Source organism: Antarctobacter aquimaris, assembly GCF_900184945.1.
GTDB lineage: Bacteria > Pseudomonadota > Alphaproteobacteria > Rhodobacterales > Rhodobacteraceae > Maliponia > Maliponia aquimaris.
Window position 1 is genome coordinate 110,490 of record NZ_FXYF01000014.1, and the last position, 16,803, is coordinate 127,292.

General features: G+C 66.3%; 23 protein-coding genes and 2 pseudogenes. 15 read left to right on the forward strand and 10 right to left on the reverse strand.

Annotated features, from left to right (window positions below):
* Window positions 1-21: 21 nt before the first annotated feature.
* Complete coding sequence (locus MAA8898_RS20515; protein WP_094022897.1) at window positions 22-918, reverse strand: dihydrodipicolinate synthase family protein; 897 nt, start codon at window positions 916-918, stop codon at window positions 22-24.
* A 199-nt stretch (window positions 919-1,117) separates the two neighbouring features.
* Between MAA8898_RS20515 and MAA8898_RS20520 the strand changes: the two genes are divergently transcribed.
* From MAA8898_RS20520 to nagA, 8 genes are read left to right on the forward strand one after another with little or no spacing between them, the layout of a single operon-like run.
* Complete coding sequence (locus MAA8898_RS20520) at window positions 1,118-1,873, forward strand: FCD domain-containing protein (protein WP_245853517.1); 756 nt, start codon at window positions 1,118-1,120, stop codon at window positions 1,871-1,873.
* 51 nt (window positions 1,874-1,924) lie between these two features.
* Window positions 1,925-2,887, forward strand: coding sequence for a sialic acid TRAP transporter substrate-binding protein SiaP (locus MAA8898_RS20525; protein ID WP_094022898.1), 963 nt, complete (start codon window positions 1,925-1,927; stop codon window positions 2,885-2,887).
* A gap of 59 nt (window positions 2,888-2,946) precedes the next feature.
* On the forward strand, window positions 2,947-3,438 hold the full coding sequence (locus MAA8898_RS20530; protein ID WP_094022899.1) for a TRAP transporter small permease: 492 nt from the start codon (window positions 2,947-2,949) through the stop codon (window positions 3,436-3,438).
* Complete coding sequence (locus MAA8898_RS20535; RefSeq protein ID WP_094022900.1) at window positions 3,435-4,709, forward strand: TRAP transporter large permease; 1,275 nt, start codon at window positions 3,435-3,437, stop codon at window positions 4,707-4,709. Before MAA8898_RS20530 ends, MAA8898_RS20535 begins: the two co-directional genes overlap by 4 nt.
* A 3-nt stretch (window positions 4,710-4,712) precedes the next feature.
* A complete protein-coding gene (locus MAA8898_RS20540) occupies window positions 4,713-5,393 on the forward strand; it encodes an N-acetylmannosamine-6-phosphate 2-epimerase (protein ID WP_094022901.1) in 681 nt (226 codons plus the stop codon).
* Window positions 5,390-6,289 carry an ROK family protein gene (locus MAA8898_RS20545; protein ID WP_094022902.1) on the forward strand — a complete coding sequence of 300 codons (900 nt, stop codon included), beginning with the start codon at window positions 5,390-5,392 and terminating at the stop codon, window positions 6,287-6,289. The genes MAA8898_RS20540 and MAA8898_RS20545 overlap by 4 nt, the downstream gene beginning before the upstream one ends.
* Window positions 6,286-7,068, forward strand: a complete 783-nt coding sequence (gene nagB / locus MAA8898_RS20550; RefSeq protein WP_094022903.1) for a glucosamine-6-phosphate deaminase — start codon at window positions 6,286-6,288, stop codon at window positions 7,066-7,068. The genes MAA8898_RS20545 and nagB overlap by 4 nt, the downstream gene beginning before the upstream one ends.
* Window positions 7,061-8,227 (forward strand): N-acetylglucosamine-6-phosphate deacetylase, encoded by a 1,167-nt coding sequence (gene nagA / locus MAA8898_RS20555; protein ID WP_176445255.1) that lies wholly within the window; start codon window positions 7,061-7,063, stop codon window positions 8,225-8,227. The genes nagB and nagA overlap by 8 nt, the downstream gene beginning before the upstream one ends.
* Window positions 8,228-8,262: 35 nt before the next feature.
* On the opposite strand, the gene MAA8898_RS20560 is transcribed toward nagA, so the two are convergent.
* The 3 genes from MAA8898_RS20560 to MAA8898_RS26400 form a co-directional block, all read right to left on the reverse strand.
* Complete coding sequence (locus MAA8898_RS20560) at window positions 8,263-9,012, reverse strand: sulfite exporter TauE/SafE family protein (protein ID WP_094022905.1); 750 nt, start codon at window positions 9,010-9,012, stop codon at window positions 8,263-8,265.
* 156 nt (window positions 9,013-9,168) lie between these two features.
* Window positions 9,169-9,609: a group III truncated hemoglobin gene (locus tag MAA8898_RS20565; protein ID WP_245853519.1), complete on the reverse strand. Its 441-nt coding sequence runs from the start codon at window positions 9,607-9,609 to the stop codon at window positions 9,169-9,171.
* Window positions 9,606-9,761: a hypothetical protein gene (locus MAA8898_RS26400; protein WP_176445256.1), complete on the reverse strand. Its 156-nt coding sequence runs from the start codon at window positions 9,759-9,761 to the stop codon at window positions 9,606-9,608. The genes MAA8898_RS20565 and MAA8898_RS26400 overlap by 4 nt, the downstream gene beginning before the upstream one ends.
* An 80-nt stretch (window positions 9,762-9,841) precedes the next feature.
* Here MAA8898_RS26400 and MAA8898_RS20570 point away from each other — a divergent pair, with 80 nt between their 5' ends.
* On the forward strand, window positions 9,842-10,270 hold the full coding sequence (locus MAA8898_RS20570) for an RrF2 family transcriptional regulator (RefSeq protein WP_094022906.1): 429 nt from the start codon (window positions 9,842-9,844) through the stop codon (window positions 10,268-10,270).
* A gap of 346 nt (window positions 10,271-10,616) precedes the next feature.
* Here MAA8898_RS20570 and MAA8898_RS20580 read toward each other — a convergent pair whose 3' ends face one another.
* The 5 genes from MAA8898_RS20580 to MAA8898_RS26865 form a co-directional block, all read right to left on the reverse strand.
* Complete coding sequence (locus tag MAA8898_RS20580; protein WP_094022908.1) at window positions 10,617-11,321, reverse strand: RNA polymerase sigma factor; 705 nt, start codon at window positions 11,319-11,321, stop codon at window positions 10,617-10,619.
* The gene (locus MAA8898_RS20585; protein ID WP_176445257.1) at window positions 11,318-11,845 is read right to left on the reverse strand and encodes a plastocyanin/azurin family copper-binding protein; all 528 of its coding nucleotides are present in this window, start codon (window positions 11,843-11,845) and stop codon (window positions 11,318-11,320) included. Before MAA8898_RS20585 ends, MAA8898_RS20580 begins: the two co-directional genes overlap by 4 nt.
* Window positions 11,845-12,264 carry a hypothetical protein gene (locus MAA8898_RS20590; protein WP_094022910.1) on the reverse strand — a complete coding sequence of 140 codons (420 nt, stop codon included), beginning with the start codon at window positions 12,262-12,264 and terminating at the stop codon, window positions 11,845-11,847. Before MAA8898_RS20590 ends, MAA8898_RS20585 begins: the two co-directional genes overlap by 1 nt.
* Before the next feature lie 92 nt (window positions 12,265-12,356).
* A complete protein-coding gene (locus MAA8898_RS20595; protein ID WP_094022911.1) occupies window positions 12,357-12,674 on the reverse strand; it encodes a DUF6522 family protein in 318 nt (105 codons plus the stop codon).
* Complete coding sequence (locus tag MAA8898_RS26865) at window positions 12,671-13,087, reverse strand: hexameric tyrosine-coordinated heme protein (protein ID WP_245853521.1); 417 nt, start codon at window positions 13,085-13,087, stop codon at window positions 12,671-12,673. The genes MAA8898_RS20595 and MAA8898_RS26865 overlap by 4 nt, the downstream gene beginning before the upstream one ends.
* Window positions 13,088-13,143: 56 nt before the next feature.
* On the opposite strand from MAA8898_RS26865, the gene MAA8898_RS20605 reads away from it, so the two are divergent.
* The 6 genes and pseudogenes from MAA8898_RS20605 to MAA8898_RS25930 form a co-directional block, all read left to right on the forward strand.
* Window positions 13,144-13,653 carry a group III truncated hemoglobin gene (locus MAA8898_RS20605; protein WP_245853523.1) on the forward strand — a complete coding sequence of 170 codons (510 nt, stop codon included), beginning with the start codon at window positions 13,144-13,146 and terminating at the stop codon, window positions 13,651-13,653.
* A gap of 13 nt (window positions 13,654-13,666) precedes the next feature.
* Entirely contained in the window at window positions 13,667-14,065 is a 399-nt protein-coding gene (locus MAA8898_RS20610; protein ID WP_176445258.1) for a DUF488 domain-containing protein, read from the forward strand.
* A 1-nt stretch (window position 14,066) separates the two neighbouring features.
* The gene (locus MAA8898_RS20615; protein WP_094022912.1) at window positions 14,067-15,077 is read left to right on the forward strand and encodes an NAD(P)H-dependent flavin oxidoreductase; all 1,011 of its coding nucleotides are present in this window, start codon (window positions 14,067-14,069) and stop codon (window positions 15,075-15,077) included.
* Window positions 15,074-15,778 (forward strand): 5-formyltetrahydrofolate cyclo-ligase, encoded by a 705-nt coding sequence (locus MAA8898_RS20620; RefSeq protein ID WP_094022913.1) that lies wholly within the window; start codon window positions 15,074-15,076, stop codon window positions 15,776-15,778. Before MAA8898_RS20615 ends, MAA8898_RS20620 begins: the two co-directional genes overlap by 4 nt.
* Before the next feature lie 101 nt (window positions 15,779-15,879).
* Window positions 15,880-16,176: pseudogene (locus tag MAA8898_RS20625) on the forward strand (transposase); the annotation flags it as partial.
* A 260-nt stretch (window positions 16,177-16,436) separates the two neighbouring features.
* Window positions 16,437-16,574 (forward strand): annotated as a pseudogene (locus MAA8898_RS25930) (IS3 family transposase); the annotation flags it as partial.
* A gap of 29 nt (window positions 16,575-16,603) precedes the next feature.
* Here the strand turns inward: MAA8898_RS25930 and MAA8898_RS20635 are convergent.
* Window positions 16,604-16,803: integrase core domain-containing protein (locus tag MAA8898_RS20635; protein WP_141194901.1), on the reverse strand; the 200-nt coding region annotated here is incomplete at its 5' end.

Below are 16,803 nucleotides of genomic sequence, written 5' to 3' on the forward strand. Positions count from 1 at the left end.
GTTCGCCGTGTCATGCCGAGGTCAGGCCAGCCAGGCCTTGACCTCGGGCCGGGCCAGGACCGCGCGCATCCGCGCCTCGCCGTCGGCCACCCGCAGCACCATCGGCGCCCGCGTCGGGCCGCAGTCGATGCCGATGGCCTTGAACGCCGCCTTCATGCCCGGCAACACGCCGGTATCGAGGATCGATTCGACGAATACCTGGCTGACGTCCTGCAATTCCTGCGCCCGCGCCAGATCGCCCGCCCGGAACGCCTGGTCCAGCGCCGCATACAGCCGGCCAAGCAGGTTGTAGGTTGTGCCGATGCCGCCATCGGCGCCCAGCACGGCGCCGGTCAGATAGATCTCGTCGAAACCGAAGAAATAGACCGAGTCCGGGCAGCGGCGGCGCAGCATCGAGAACTTGAACATGTCGGTCGACGTGAACTTGATGCCGGCCACGCCCTTGAGTCCGAGAATGCGGACCAGGGTATCGAGCCCGATCGGGCGCCCGGTGCGGACCGGAACCTCATAGACGATGAGCGGCAGCGCGGTCGCGGATGAAAGCGCCTGGTAATAGGCGAAGATCTCGTCGTCGGAAAACGGATAGCTGTGCGGCGGCAGGGCGGACAGGGCGTGATAGCCCAGCGATTCAGCCTGTTTCGCCAGCCGGATCGAATCGCGCAGGTTGGGCATGCCGACATGGGCGATCAGCCGGGTTCCGGCAGCCCGGGCGCTGTCGGCGACGACCTTTTGCTGGTCGAGCAGCTCGGCGGTGTCGAGCAGCCCGGATTCGCCGCTGCTGCCGCCGACATACAGCCCGTCCAGTCCCTGGCGCAGCACGTAGTCGTTCAGCTTGCGCTGGCGGTCAGGGTCGAACTCGCCCCTGTCGTCCAGCGCCGTCATCAGGGCGGCATACATGCCGGCCAGTTGTTTCGTCATGGTCGTGACCTCCTGGATTGAGCGGAAATGCGTCGGCGATGCTTGTCAGGACCGGGGCGCACCGCCTAGCGTGACAGTGTGTTGGTAAGCTGAGCCCGTCTTAAAGCAATTTTTGTGTTTGACAATAGAGATTCTTGGTAATACCAAACGGAACATCAATCGCGAGTTCCGTCACCTGAACGATGGAGGAGCTTCCGAGGTGGAGACAAAACGCAACATGCTGGACATGCAGGAGACCCGCCGCGCGTCGGACGTCATCGCCGAGACGCTGATCGAGCAGATCCGGCGCGGCGAGATCGCCCTGGGCGCGCCATTGCAGACCGAACGCGACCTCTGCGAGCGGTTCTCGGCCTCGCGGCCGACGGTGCGCGAGGCGCTGGCCCAGATGCAGATCCGCGGCTATCTGGACGCCGGTTCGGGTCGGCGGCCACGCGCGGCCAAGCCATCGCTCGACTCGGTGCTGCGCAACACCGGCGGACTGATCCGCGAGATCCTCGGCGACGCCGAAAGCGGCGCCCACATCGAACAGATGCGGCAGTTCATCGAAACCGGCGCGACCCGCGAGGCCGCGATACGGGCCGACAACTTTCAGTTGACCAAGCTGCGCGAGGCGCTGGAGCGCAACTTCGAAGCGATTGGCACCCCCGATTTCGCGCCGACCGACATCGCGTTTCACCGCGTGCTGGTCTCGGTCGTGGGCAACCCGGTGATCCTGACCCTGCACGACATGTTCGTGAAGACATTGCTGGCCACCCGCGCCCCCACCGACCATCCGGCGCGTTACGACCGCATCGCCTATGACGAGCACCGCGCCATCTACCAGGCGATCCTCGACAGTGACGTGATTGCGGCGACCGATGTCATGGACCGCCATCTGGCCCGTTCCTACCGCGCGAGGCTGAAACGCCCGCATGTGGCCCCGGCCGACCCCCATTCAGGACCGACGACGACCTGACGCACGACAGGGCCCCGCCCTGAACTATCAACGACTTCTGGAGGAAAACCCATGAAACTGACCACGACCCTGCTGGCCGGCGCCGCTGCGCTTGCCTTTGCGACCACCGGCCTTTCGGCCAAGGAACTGACTTTCGGGATGCAGGACAACGAGGTGTCCAACGTCTTTCTCGGCGCGCAGGAATTCGCGAAAAAGCTTGAGGAGCTTTCGGGCGGCGAGATGACCGTCAAGCTGTTCCCGTCCTCGGCCCTGGGCGATTTCAAGGCGATGGTGGCACAGCTTCAGGCCGGCGAACTGGACATCGTCATCACCGGCTATCCCGACATGAGCTATACCATTCCCGAGCTGAAGCTGATCGGCGCGCCCTATGTGGTCGATGACTTTGCCCACCTGGAAAAGATCATCGCCGGACCCTGGGGTCAGAAGATGAACGCCAAGTTCGAAGAGCAGGGGCTGCATCTGGCCGATGTCTGGTACTATGGCACCCGCCAGGTCACCGCCAACAAGCCGATCAATTCGATGGACGACCTCAAGGGCCTGCGGATGCGGACCCCGAACGTGCCTTTCCTGATCGCCTTTGCCGAAGGCGTCGGCGCCACACCCGCCCCGGTCGCCTTTGCCGAGGTCTATCTGGCCCTGCAGACCAACCAGGTCGATGCCGAGGAAAACCCGCTGCCGACGATCGACGCGATGAAGTTCTACGAGGTGCAGTGCTGCATCGCGATGACCAACCACTTCGTCGCCTCCGCGGCGATCCAGGTTTCCAAGGACACCTATGAGAGCCTCAGCGACGAGGAAAAGGCCTGGTTCGACGAGGCGGTGAAGGCCGGCGGCGAGCTGTCGGACAGCCTGACCTTCAAGGCCGAGAACGACCTGGTCGAGACCTTCAAGGGCAAGGGCCTGACCATCACCACGCCCGACCTGGCACCGTTCCGCGCCGCGATGAAGCCCTACTACGACACGCTGGAAGCCGAGTTCGGCGCCGGTTCCATCGCCGAAGTCCGCGGCGAGTGATCCATTGCGCGGCGGGGGCCATGGTCTCCGCCGCGTCTTGTCCAAGATCGGGGGGGCCCATGTCCGCGCCAAGGAAATACAGTGTCGAGGGCAGTGTCGCCTCGGTCATCTTCATCGTGTTGTTCATCGTGGTTCTGGTGCAGATCTTCGGGCGCTCGCCGCTCTATCGCGGTCCGGTCTGGACCGAGGAACTGGCGCGCTGGCTCTGGGTCTGGATGGCCTTCATCGGCATCGCCGAGGTCGAGCGTATCGACGGCCAGCTGCGCATGGGCTTCCTGGCCGATGCCCTGAAGGCAAAGGCCCGGCGGGTTCTCTTCACCCTGATCGACATCGTCTATCTCGGCATCATGGGGCACCTGTGCTGGATCGGCTGGACGACCGTGCGCCGCACCTGGAACAATGAATCGGTCACCCTGCCCACCACCGACGCGCTGCTCTATGCCTCGGCCTTTGTGGCCTCGTTCCTGATCCTGCACCGCATCATCCGCCGCATCCTGTCGCGCTTTGGCGCCAACGGCGATGACGGCGCGCACCTGGAGACACCGCTGTGATCCTCACCGTCATCGGAATCGGCTGGCTGCTGATGGTCCTTATGGGGGTGCCGATCGGCGTCGCCATGATCTTTGTCTCGATGGGCTATTTCTATTGGTCCGGCATCGGCCTGTCGGGCTCGGTGTCCAAGATGGTGGACGGGCTGAACAGCTTTCCGCTGCTCGCCGTACCCTTGTTCATCCTTGCCGCGGCGATCCTGAACTCGGCCGGGATCACCAAGCACCTGTTCGGTTTCGCCCGCGCCCTGGTCGGGCACATCACCGGCGGGCTTGGCCACGTGAACGTGCTGGCCTCGCTGTTCTTCTCGGGGATGTCCGGTTCGGCGCTGGCCGACGCCGGCGGTCTCGGCAAGATGGAGATCGAGGCAATGCGCGACGCCGGGTATGACGACGATTTCTCGGGCGCCGTCACCGCCGCCTCGTCGATGATCGGGCCGCTGGTGCCGCCGTCGATCACCATGGTGCTGTATGGCGTCATCGCCAATACGTCGATCGGCAAACTGTTTCTGGGCGGCATCGTGCCCGGCGTGATGTGTGCCGGGGCGCTGATGATGATGGTCTATTTCATCGCCCGCAAGCGCGACTACCCGCGCGACCCAATGCAAAGCCCGCGCCAGATCGCCACCCTGTTCGTCAAGTCGTTCCCGGCGCTGTTCACCCCCGTCGTCATCGTCGGCGGCATCTTCAGTGGCATGTTCTCGCCCACCGAGGCCGCCGCGGTGACGGTGCTCTACGCGATCCTGATCGACCTGGTCTTTTACCGCGAAATGACGTGGCGCCGGCTCTGGGACTCGATCTACGAGACCACCGCCACCACCGCGTCGATCGCCACGATCGTCGCCGGGGTGTCGCTGCTGGGTTTCGTGCTGGCCCGCGAACAGGCGCCGCAGCAGATCGCGCAACTGTTCCTGTCGATCGCGGATGGCCCGGTGTCGTTCCTGATCGCGGTGAACCTGATGATCTTCGTGCTTGGCGCCTTCATCGAGTCGCTGGTGATCCTGCTGATCGTGGTGCCGATCCTGGTGCCCGTCGCGATGGGCTTTTCTATCGACCCGGTGCATTTCGGCATCATCGTGGTGCTGAACCTGATGATCTCGATCCTGACCCCGCCGATGGGCATGGCGCTGTTCGTGGTGGCCCAGGTCGGCGGCATCCCCTATCACCGGCTGGCCCGGGCGATCCTGCCCTGGCTGATCCCGCCGATCGTGGTGCTGATCCTGGTCTGTACCTTCCCGATCCTGGCCACCGGCCTGCCCAGCCTGATGGACTGATCCATGGACATCCTGCAACACTTGCGTGGCGGTCTGGTCGTGTCCTGCCAGCCGGTCGACGACGGCCCGATGGACCGGCCCGATATCGTCGCCGCGATGGCCGCGGCGGCGGTGGCGGGCGGCGCGGCCGGGCTGCGGATCGAGGGCGTGGAAAACCTTCGCGCCGTGCGGGCGGTCGTGACCGTGCCGATCATCGGCATCGTCAAGCGCGACCTGCCCGACAGTCCGGTGCGGATCACGCCTTTTGCCACCGATGTCGCGGCGCTGATCGACGCCGGGGCCGATATCGTCGCCTATGACGCGACACCGCGCCCAAGGCCCGAACCGCGGCAGGACCTGGTTGCTGCGATCCGTTCGCGCGGGGCCCTGGCGATGGCGGACTGCGCCACGCTGGACGACGGTCGGGTGGCGCTGTCCCAGGGGGCTGCGATCATCGGCACCACCCTGTCGGGCTATACCGCCGACACGGCGGGGCTGGGCGACGGCCCCGACCTGGACCTGCTCGGGGCGTTTCGCGGCCTCGGCGGATTCGTGATGGCTGAGGGCCGGTTCAACACCCCGGCCCTGGCGGCGGCGGCGCGGCAAGCCGGGGCGGACTGCGTCACGGTCGGCAGCGCGATCACCCGTCTTGAGCACGTCACGGGCTGGTTCAGGGCCGCCATCGACAGCGCGGCGCCAAGATGAACCGCGCGGCACTTGGGGGCTTTGCAGTCGATCTGGGCGGCACGAAAACCGCCGCGGCCCGTATCGAGAACGGCCAGATCGCCGCCCGACGGCAAGCGGCGACCGATGGCGCGGCCGGGCTCGACGCCATGCTGGACCATGTTGCGGACCTGCTTGCCGGGTTGGGGTATAGTCCCGGCGCGCCGCTGGGCGTCGCGGTGACCGGCCGGATCGGGAGTGACGGTCGCTGGCAGGCGGTGAACCAGGGCACCCTGTCGGCCATCGACGGGGTACCTCTGAAAGTGGCCCTGGACACGCGTTTCGGCAATGCGGCCGTCGGCAACGATGCCGCCCTCGCCGCCGTTGCCGAGGCGCATTTCGGCGCCGGACGCGCCAGCCGATGCTTTGCCTATCTCACGGTCTCGACCGGTGTCGGTGGCGGACTGGTGCTGGACGGCCGCCCGGTGCTCAGCCCAAACGGTCTGGCCGGGCACGTCGGGTTCGTCACCAGCCCCCTTGGCAGCGCGCGCTGCGGCAGCGGGCGCCTTGGCACGGTCGAAAGCGTGGCCGGCGGACGCGCCATCGCGAAGGCCGCGGCCGACGCCGGCCATCCCGACACCGACGCGCGGACGGTCTTTTCCGAGGCTCTGGCCGGTGCCGAATGGGCGGAACGGATCGTCGACCGTTCAGCCGCCGCCATCGCAACGCTCTGCGCCGATCTGACCGCAATCCTCGGGCTGGACCGGGTCGCCCTTGGCGGCAGCATCGGGCTCGCCCCCGGATACCTGGACCGGGTGGAACGCCACCTGGCGCAGGAGCCGGCGCTGTTCCGCGTTCCGCTTGGGCCCGCCGAACTTGGCCAGGACAGCGCCCTGCTGGGCGCCCTGGCTCTGCACCACATGAAAGGCACGACATGAAGATCCTGATCCTAGACGAGCCGGTGCAGGCCATCGCGCGCGTGGGCGACATCGTTGCCGACCAGGTCCGGCGCAAGCCGGATGCCGTGCTGGGCCTGGCGACCGGCGGGACCATGGTGCCGCTTTATGACGATCTCGCGGCCCGGCATCGCGACAGCGGGCTGTCCTTTGCCGGCGTGACCAGCTTCAACCTCGACGAATATGTCGGTCTGGCTCCGGAACACCCCCGGTCCTATCACGCCTACATGCGCGAGGTCCTGTTCGACCGGATCGACATCGACGCCGCCCAGACCCACCTGCCGCGGGGAGACAGCGCCGACCCCCTGGCCGAGGCCGAGCGTTACGAGGCGGCCATCGCGGCGGCGGGCGGGATCGACCTGCAACTTCTGGGGATCGGCCAGAACGGCCACATCGGGTTCAATGAACCGACATCCAGCCTGGCCTCGCGCACCCGGATCAAGACCCTGAGCGACGACACCCGCCGGGCCAATCAGCGCTTCTTCGGCAGCTTCGACGAGACGCCACGCTATGCGCTGACGATCGGCGTCGCGACCATCCTCGACAGCCGCTTCTGTCTTTTGCTGGCCACCGGCAGCGCCAAGGCGGCCGCCGTCGCGGCGATGGTCGAAGGTCCGGTGTCGGCGGCCTGCCCTGCCTCGGCGCTGCAATTCCACCGCAACGCCACCGTGGTGCTGGACCGCGAAGCGGCGGCCGGGCTGAAACTGACGGCCTACTACCAGCATGTTCATCCCGGAGGCCAGGACAGTGCCTTTGGATGAGCCGCCGATCCACCCCCGGCGAATCCTGGCGCGGAAACTCTTTGACGGACTTGGCGACACCTGCCGGACCGACCAGCTGATCGAGATCGAGGCCGGTCGGATTGCGCGCGTCGGTGCGTGGCAGGCGGGCGGGGCAGGACATTCCGACATGGTGGAGGCCGACATCGTCTCGGCCGGGTTCATCGACCTCCAGATCAATGGCGCCAACGACGTCCAGTTCAATTTCGACCCGACGCCCGAGGCGCTGGAGCGCATCGCGCAAGGGGCCCGCCGGGGCGGCACCGCGCATCTGCTGCCGACCTTCATCACCGCCCCCGACCGCCAGTATCTTGCCGCCATCGACGCCGCCCGGGCCGCGATCGACGTCGGCGTGCCCGGCATCCTCGGCCTGCACCTGGAAGGTCCGTTCCTGTCGCCCGAACGTCCCGGCATCCACGACCCCGCCGCGATCCGCGCGCTTGATCCCACCGACCTGAGCCATCTCGGCGCCGCTTTCCCGGGTGTCTTGCTGCTGACCCTGGCGCCGGAACACCTGCCGCCCGGAACCCTCACCGCGCTGAGCGACGCGGGCGTGATCGTCTTTGCCGGTCACAGCGCCGCGACGGCGGCCTGCATCGAGGTGGCTCAGACCCAAGGACTGCGCGGCGCGACCCACCTGTTCAACGCGATGTCGCAACTGACCGGGCGCGAACCCGGTCTGGTCGGGGTGGTCCTGGCCTCGGATCGGCTCTTTGCGGGCATTGTCGCCGATGGTCACCATGTGGCGTGGTCCAACATCGGGATCGCCGCCCGGCTGATGCCGGACCGGCTGTGCCTTGTGACCGACGCCATGCTGACGCTGGCCGGTCGCACGACCGAATTCGACCTGCATGGCGAGGCGATCAGGCTGGAAGGTGGCCGCCTGACCAATGCGGCGGACCGACTTGCCGGGGCGCATGTGGCGATGGACGAAAGCGTCCGCAACCTTGTGGCGCAACTCGACATGCCGATTGCGGCCGCATTGCGGATGGCATCGGCCAACCCGGCCCGCGCGTTGGGGCTGGGTGACGAACTGGGGGTCGTTCGCGCCGGCTATCGCGCCTCGCTCACCCTTCTGGACAATGACCTGGAGGCCGTCGGCACCGTGGTCGACGGAGCGCTGTTCGACCGGACCGGATGATCGCCGGCATCCTTGGCCGCGACGGCCGCGACCGCTCAGACCACCAGGCGCCAGAGAAACACCGCACCCGTCCCGAAGCCGGCGACGGCGATGGCGCCGCGCACGGCGGTCCGGGGCAGTATTCTGGACAACGGCGCGCCGGCATAGCCGCCGACCGTCGCGGCGACCATCATCGCCACCGCCTGCGGCCAGGCCACCAGGCCCGCGACGGCAAAGACGGTGACCGAGATCGCCGAGACGGCAAAGGACAGGGCGTTCTTCAGGCCGTTCATCTGGTGGATGTCGGCCATCCCCCAGAGGGTGAAGAGCGCCAGCAGAACGATGCCCAAGCCGCCGTTGAAATAGCCGCCGTAGAGGGCGACGAGAAACAGCCCCGGTGCGCCATAGGCAGCGATCCCGCGTGACGAACGGGCCAGCCACGCCCGCAGGCGATCGCCCCAGACGAACACCGCCGTGGCCCCGATCAGCAGGAAGGGAACGACAGCGGCAAAGGCTGCGTCGGACGACACCAGCAACAGCCCCGCTCCGGCCAGACCGCCCGACAGCGCAGTGACCGTCATCCGGATCAGGGCACGGCGGTCGAGGCGCGCGATCTCGTCGCGAAACCCAAGCGCCCCGCCCAGGTAGCCGGGAAACACCGCAACGGCGCTGGTGGCGTTGGCCAGGACCGGGGGCATTCCGGTAAAGACAAGCGCGGGAAAGGTCAGAAACGTGCCACCCCCGGCGATGGTGTTCACCACACCGGCCGCAAAGGCCGCAAGAAGCAGGAGAAGAATGTCGAGCATTGTAGTCCACCGAACCAGGGCAGTTCAGGCCACGACTGCCAGAGCGCGTTACCTTTGGCCAGCCCCATCCACCCCGGCGTCTGGACACACCTGCGCAATCGGCGAGCCTGCCGTTCCGCAGGGTCTGCGGCGCTTCGGCCAGGCGGAGTGCCCGCACTAGCGGTTGGATCCCCCCGCCAGGGTCTTCCCGGTCCGGATCGACTCAAGGTGGGGCACGTCGCTCCCCTGTTCCGGAGGCAACCCATAGCTCAGGCCCCGTCCGATCCGGTGCGCAAGCGCGGACCATGCCTGCGCCAGGGGCTCTGGCAACTCGCGCTCGAGCACCGCATCGAACAGCGAAAGCCAGACCGGAAAATGCGCGGCCCCGATGTTGCCTGCCGCCAAGTGGACCTGCATCGGATTGCCGTCATAGCAGCGCTGCAACAAGAGCGCGTTGCGCCAGAACCTGCCGATCTTTTCCTCGTGCGTCGGCCAGTCGGACACATGCGCCGCAAAGATCGGCCCAAGAGCGGGGTGCGCACGGGCGCGGGTGTAGAACTGCGAAACGACCCGGTCGATCTGCGCCTCGGTGACGGCGATGCGCGGCGGCATCGTCATGCCACGATGATCCAGACGACAACGATTCCGACCACGGTATAGATGATCGTGTTGAACATCCAGCGGATCAGACCTGCATCCGACTCGGGGTTCACACCCAGTCGTTCGCAGCACTTGGTGCCCGGATAGAGAAACACTTCCGACAGTTTCACCTGGACTCTCCTTAATAGGCATTTTCCATGCGCATTATCTATCGCTTTTAATTGCGCATTGCAAATGCTAAATATTACCGATGCAACTGGACAAGTTCACAGACTACGCCCTGCGCACTCTCATGACACTGGCGGTGCGCGCGCCCGAACGGGTGTCGACCTCACAGATCGCGGCAACCTTCGGGGTGTCGGAAAACCACCTTTCGAAAGTCGCGACCCAGCTTGCCCGCGAGGGGTTTGTCATCTCGGAAAGGGGCCGCAACGGCGGTCTCACGCTTGCGCGGCCAGCAGACCAGATCCGCGTCGGCGACGTTGTCCGGGCGATGAAGCGCAACGACCCGGTGGCGGAATGCTTTGGCACGGACAAATCCTGCCTGATCCTGCCCGCCTGCGGGTTGCGCGAGCCTCTGGCGCAGGCGCAGGACGCATTCTTCGCGACTCTGGATCGTTATACGCTGGCTGACGTCACCCGCTCCCGACGCGCGCTTGCCTCCCTGTTGGGCGCGTGATCGACAGAGCCCGGGACTGCCTGCGACCTGCGGTCAGATCCTCGCCACCCCGAATTCCGCGGAGCCAACAAGGTGCAAGGGCCGCGGCAAGATCAACAGGCAAGCTTGGCAACGCCGCCAACCTGTCCGGGAAACGGGGACCACCTCAGCGCGGACTGGAAGGATTTCCCGCTCACAGAACGCCCATTCCTCGTCCATCATCAGATCTCGTGCCAAGCTGGTCTCCATCGCAGTTGCCAGCTTGAACCACGCTTGCCGCGCGGTTCGAATCCCTATTGCCGACACGACCTGGCCGATCAGTTTGGCGACAAACAGAAAGGGCCGCAACATTCCACGGCCTTGCCCCCTACAGGAACCCGTCCTCGTCCAGCCCCCGCACCACGCGATCCGCCATGTTGGCGCAGCGCATCCCGTCGAAGGGAAAGATCGCGTCGAACCCGCCCTTCACACGCCGCTCCAGATCGGCCCGCAGCCACCGTCGCGCGCGAAACAGGCGTGTCTTGACGGTGATCGGGTTGAGGTCGAGGTCGCGTGCGATCTCCTTGCCCTTCATGCCTTCGGCCTCGCTCATGACGAAGACCAGCCGCAACTCCGGCGGCAACCCGGCGACCGCCTGCTCCAGAAGATCCCGCAACTGGTGCCGCCCCAGCCGCGCCTCGGCAGTCTCGGATGCCTGCCCCGGGAAGGGCAGGACGGACATGGCTTCGCTTTCGGTCACAGTATCGTACTCTTCTTCGGGGCGTTGCCGACGCTGGTGCATCAGCGCGGTGTTGATCGCGATGCGGGTAATCCAGGTGGAAAACGCGGACTGGCCCCGGAACTTGTCCAGCGTCTTGAACGCTGCCATGTAGGTGTCCTGCACCACATCCTCGGCCTCGGCGTCGCTGGAGACGATGCCGCGGGCCACCCGGAAGAGGCGCGGGTTGTTGCGGCGGATCAGCTCGCGCACCGAATCCTCGGACCGCGCCAGCGCCGCAGCGATCAGGTCGGCCTCGCGCGCCTTGCGGATCGGGGCCGGGTCATGAGGTCTGACTTTGGAGGCCGCGGTCATGGCGCTTCCCCTTTCACGATCCAGCCCTTGGCGAGGATCTCCTCCATCGACGGAAAGGCGGCAAGGATTTCCGGGTCGAGGTCGTCGCTTTCCTGCGCCGGGCCTTGCCAGCCGGGATCGCCGGGCCGTCCCACAACGATCCGCCCGACCATGCCGGCCATCTCGTGCGGGATGCAGTAGTAGTCATAGACGCCGGGCACGGTCAGCGTGACCTCAAAGCTGTCGTCGGGCAGCAGGAAGTCGCTGTCCCAGGGCGTTGCCTTTGCAGGGATGCGCGACAGGCGGTCGAAAACCTCGGGGTGGTAGGCGGTGGAGGTATGGCTGTTGCCGGGGTCGCGATTGATGAACCGCAGGGTTGTGCCCACGGCAACGGCAAGCCCCATCGGCGCGAACCAGACCCGTTCGCCGCGCGCGGTGCCCTTCATCTCGACGGTCTCGACCGGGGCGGCGGGCAGCAGGCGCGGGAACCCGAGGGCGGCAAGCACGCCACCCCCGAGCATCAGGACTTGTCTGCGCCGGGCCATCACTCGGCGAGCCTCGATTTGGCCTCACCGTCATGGAACAGCACAACGTGGGCATGCGGCTTTTCCACGCCGGGGTGGCCGGCATTGTAGTAGATGTCGACCGAGGTCACCGTGGAATTGCCCAGGCCCAGCCCGTCATAGGCGGTGCCGTTTTGCAGCTCTTCCAGCGGCGTCATGTAGATCGTGGCCGAAAGCTTGCCGTCGCGGTCATAAGCCAGGAATGGCCCCGCGGGCAGCGCCTCGGGATTGACGAAGAGCGTGCCGAGACCGGGAATGAATTCCGGCAGGGGCAGCGCATCGCTGACCTGGATGTAGGGTTCGCCCGGAGGTGCCATTTGCAGGGCCTCGTCATCCTGCGCCAGGGCGCTGCTGGCGGAAAAGGCGAGGACGGTCGCGGCGATCAGGGATAAAGATTTCATGTCGGGTCCTTTCGAATTCCGGCGCCACCGCAAACGCGGGCACCTGTCTCTTGGATGCACCCGGGCCGGAAAGGTTCGCAGAAATCTTCGGATCAGCCTTTCCCTGGTGTCGTCGGGCCGTTTGCAGGGTCGGAGCCCGCCCGTCCCTCGGCCGGTGGTTGGCTTACCGGAAAGGTCGCGCGGCTCAGGATCTGGGCATTGGCGTCCACGATCAGCCGCAGGGCCCGGCCCTGGTGCCGGAAGGTCAGCCGCCAGCGGCCCGCATCCTCGCCCTCGCCCGTTTCGCAGACAGAGGTGATCTGACCGGCCTGCATGCGGGCGCGGATGTCCTCGGGCGGCAGGTTGAAGGCACGGGACAGCACCTGCGCGTCCACGATGAACTGTTCCCCGTCGTGCTCGACCTCGCTCATGACTTGTCGCGCCAATATCCGTTCGCCGCGGCGACCGTGGCGAAATGGGTGGCAACGATCTGGCTGATGGCGATCAGGGCGTCGGAATCCTCGGCATACTCGGGGCGCAGCCGGTCGCGCACCTCGGCATCCGGTTGCGTCAGCTTCACCGCCACGCGCGCGAGTTTGACGGCAAGCTCATAGCCCTCTTGGGGCGTTGCGGTGGTGAGGGTGGGCAGCCATGCTGTCATCTTGAGGTCCTTTCGTCGTTTGTGGCTGTCTTGCCGGGTCAGGCCGCCGCCACGCCCGGAAGCGCGGTATCGGCAAGGGTCGGTCTTTTCTCGTCCGGAGTGAATCGGATCTCGGCCTGCCGCCGCCGGGGTCAGGTTGACGACAAAGGCCCGGTCCGGCGCGCTGGCCACGCGCATCGGCATCCGCAGACCGCAATCGGCAAAATTGGTGGGATCCATCGCGTCTTCGCCGTCATGAATTGGTATTTGAAATGCCAAATTACCAGATGTATCATTGGATGCAAGTTCAGATCCAGGAGGAGTCCATGTCATCCGCCGGCCCCGAAATCCCCTCCGCGCGTCCGGATCTGACCGCCGAAATCATGGCGCAGACGGGATTGAACGGGGCCAAGCTCATCGAACTGGTGAATGGGGTCTACGACCATATGCGCGCCGATCCGAAGCTTGGCCCGAACTTCGACGCCCGCATTTCGGATCGGGGCCCGCACCAGCAGCGGATGGTGGCCTTCTGGTCGTCGGTCGCGCTGATGACCGGCCGAGACCACGGGTCGCCCATCCCGGCGCATACCGTCCTGCCCGTGACCCGGGATCTTTTCGGCCGCTGGCTGGCGCCGTTTCGCAAGACCGCCCATGACGTCTGTGCGCCCGAGGGTGCCGCGCATGTCATCGTGCGGGCCGAACGGATCGCGCGGTCCCTGCATATGGCGGTCGCGAATGCAAAGCCCGGAAACGCGCCGTCGCTGTCGTGATCAGAGGCCCCTGATGCCAGAAAGACCCCCCATCCCAGAAACCCCTGCCGAACGCATCCGCATCAAGCGCATCTACCGCGCCGTGCGTGTGTCGGATGGCAAGCGCATCCTGGTCGACAGGCTCTGGCCCCGCGGCGTGGCGAAAGACCGGGCGCGGCTGGCCGAGTGGATCAAGGAGATCGCGCCAAGCGACGACTTGCGGCACTGGTTTCACGACAATCCCGACCAATGGGACGACTTTCGCACCCGGTACGAGGCGGAACTGGACGGTCATGACGATTTGGTGCGTGACCTTGCCGGATATGCGCAGGACGGTGTGGTCACACTGCTCTATGCCTCCAAGGACGAGGATCACAACAATGCCGTCGTGCTGCGCGACTACCTGCGCCGATGGCTGGAACAGGAGGCGTGACATGACGGGCCGATCGCTGCGAACACCGCTTTGCGATCTTCTGGGATGCGAGGTGCCCGTTCTGCTGGCCGGAATGGGTGGCGTGTCGCGATGGGAGTTGGCGGCGGCGGTGTCCACCGCGGGCGGCTACGGGATGCTGGGCATGGTGCGCGAAGCGCCGAGTCTGATCGCCGAAGAGATCACCGCCTTGCGCGCCGCGACCGACCGTCCGTTTGCCGTCAACCTGATCCCGGCGGCGACAGAGCCGGGGTTGCTCGACGCGCAGATCGCCTGCTGTCTCGATCTCGGGGTGACCGCCTTCACCTTCTTCTGGGACGTGATGCCCGAGGTGGTGGCGCGGGTGAAACAGGCCGGTTGCCTCGTGCTGCACCAGGTCGGCACGCTGGAGGCGGCAACGATGGCCGAAGACGCCGGGGCGGACGTGATCATCGCCCAGGGCATCGAGTCAGGCGGGCACGTCCACGGGCGCCGCCCTGCCTTTGCGCTTGCCAAGGATATCCTGGCCCGCACGCGCCTGCCGGTTGTCGTCTCCGGCGGGATCGCGACGGGCGAGGATCTGGCCGAGGCGCTGGCCATGGGCGCCAGTGGCGTGCAATGCGGAACGGCGTTCCTGGCCACCGAGGAATCCTTTGCCCACCCCTATCACAAGGCGCGCGTGGTCGAGGCGACCGGCGAGGACACGGTCCTGACCGACATTTTCGTGTTGAACTGGCCCAAGGGCGCGGCGGTCCGGGTCATCGGCAACAGCGTCACGCAGGGGCTGGCGGGCAATTACATGGGCCATGATCCCGGCGCCCTGCCGCGCGAGACCATTGCCTGGGACGCGGACCAGCCGCGCCTGCGCTTCAGCACGGATTCGCCGCTGCGGACAACGACAGGCGACCTCGAGGCAATGGCGCTATATGCCGGCCAAAGCGCGTCGAGCATCCACGATATTCCGCCCGCGGGCAAGCGTCTGGCCGACATGGTCGCCCGGGCGCAGAACATTCAGAAGACCGGGGCCCTGACATGACCGACGAAAAGGACAGCTTCCGCTGCCAAAGCGGGTTTTCCTCCCCGCCCTGTTCTGCCGCGGACATCGCGCCGGACTACTTCGATCCGCTGGGGGTGGACCCGGACCAGGCACGCGACGTCGCGCGCTGGCGCAAGGCCGAACGCAAGCGCCTGCGCGATGCACGCCAGGCATTGTCGGTGGCCGAGCGGCAGGCGGTCGGTGCGGCGCTGGCGGGGCATCTGCGGCAGGTCCTGCACGACCGGTTCGACGGCGCGCGGGACATGGTCTTTTCTGCCTATTGGCCGATCAAGGGCGAGCCCGACCTGCGGCCCCTGATGGCTGAATTGCACGCAGCGGGCGTGACCGTCGCCCTGCCGCTGGTGGAGGTCAAGGCCGCCCCACTCACCTTCCGCCGCTGGACGCCCGAAACGCAGATGGTACGCGGCGACTGGAACATTCCCGTCCCGCCCCCTGACGCGCCCGTCGTCACACCCGACATCACCCTTGCGCCGCTGGTCGGCTGGTCGGTGGACGGCTATCGCCTGGGCTATGGCGGGGGCTATTTCGACCGGACACTTGCGGCGCTGGAGCCGAAACCCTTTGCCATTGGCGTCGGTTTCGACACGGCGCAGCTTCCGACGATCTATCCGCAGCCGCATGACATCCCCCTCGACCTGATCCTGACCGAAGCCGGGGTGCGGTCCGAGCCTGTCGCCTGAAGAACCCAGCGGACCGGGGATGACGTCCCTTGGCGTGGTGGGGTTGGCGGTGGCCATCGGGTTTCCCGGTAGGGTCGGGTTGCTGAGCCTACCCGAACCGGATGTCCAAGCCCATGGTGGACCTGCGTGCGCTTGTCGCGAAGAGCGCAGATGCCGACCTGCTGCGCGAAATGATCGGCTTTGCCGCCGAACGGCTGATGGAACTGGAGGTCGGCACCAAGACCGGTGCCTAGGGCGCGAAGCGCGGTGACCGGCTGGCGCAGCGGAACGGTGACCGCGACCGGGACTGGCAGACCCGGGCCGGCCGCGTTGAACTGCGCATCCCGCACCTGCGCACCGGCTCTTGTTTCCCGTCCTTTCTCGAGCCGCGGCGCTCAGGGGAAAGGGCGCCGACGTCAGCATGCAGAACGATCTGCTGAAAGAAGCCTTGGGAAAAGTGACGCGGCCAGCTCGACGCCGAAAGCTGGCCGTGAAAGTGGTGGCGATGAAGGTCGCCAGCATCGGGCTGGCCTGTCGGGCATTCGACGTCGGCGAGACCTGTGACCGGTACAGCCCAAATCTGGCCGCCGCGTTCGCGCAGCTCGGCCGGATAGGCGGGGGTGAATCGTCTCGTCGTCGTGGGGCTCATCCTTTGAGTGTTTTTCTCTCCGGAAATACGGGGGCGGTTCAGACCATTCGAGTCGATAACGGCCCGGAATACGTCAGTGGCACGCTCATGGAATGGGCCGAAAACAGGGGCATCGCCCTGACCTACATCCAGCCCGAAAAGCCCCCGCGGAATGCCCATGCCGAACGTGACTGACCTGCCCCCTGCCAGTCCCTCACTCATGACGAGAGTCTGCAAGTTGGATTTTGGTATTCGGCTTCCCCGTCTAGCGCAAACGCGCCGGGCGCGGACCCCTCACATTGCTCAAGCGTCCGGCGCGCTTGCTGCGGCGTCTGGTTGGCCAGGGACGAGTGCGGTCTGACCGCATTGTCGTCGTAACGCCAGAGGGCCAGCTTTCGCCGTGCGTCATCCAGACTGT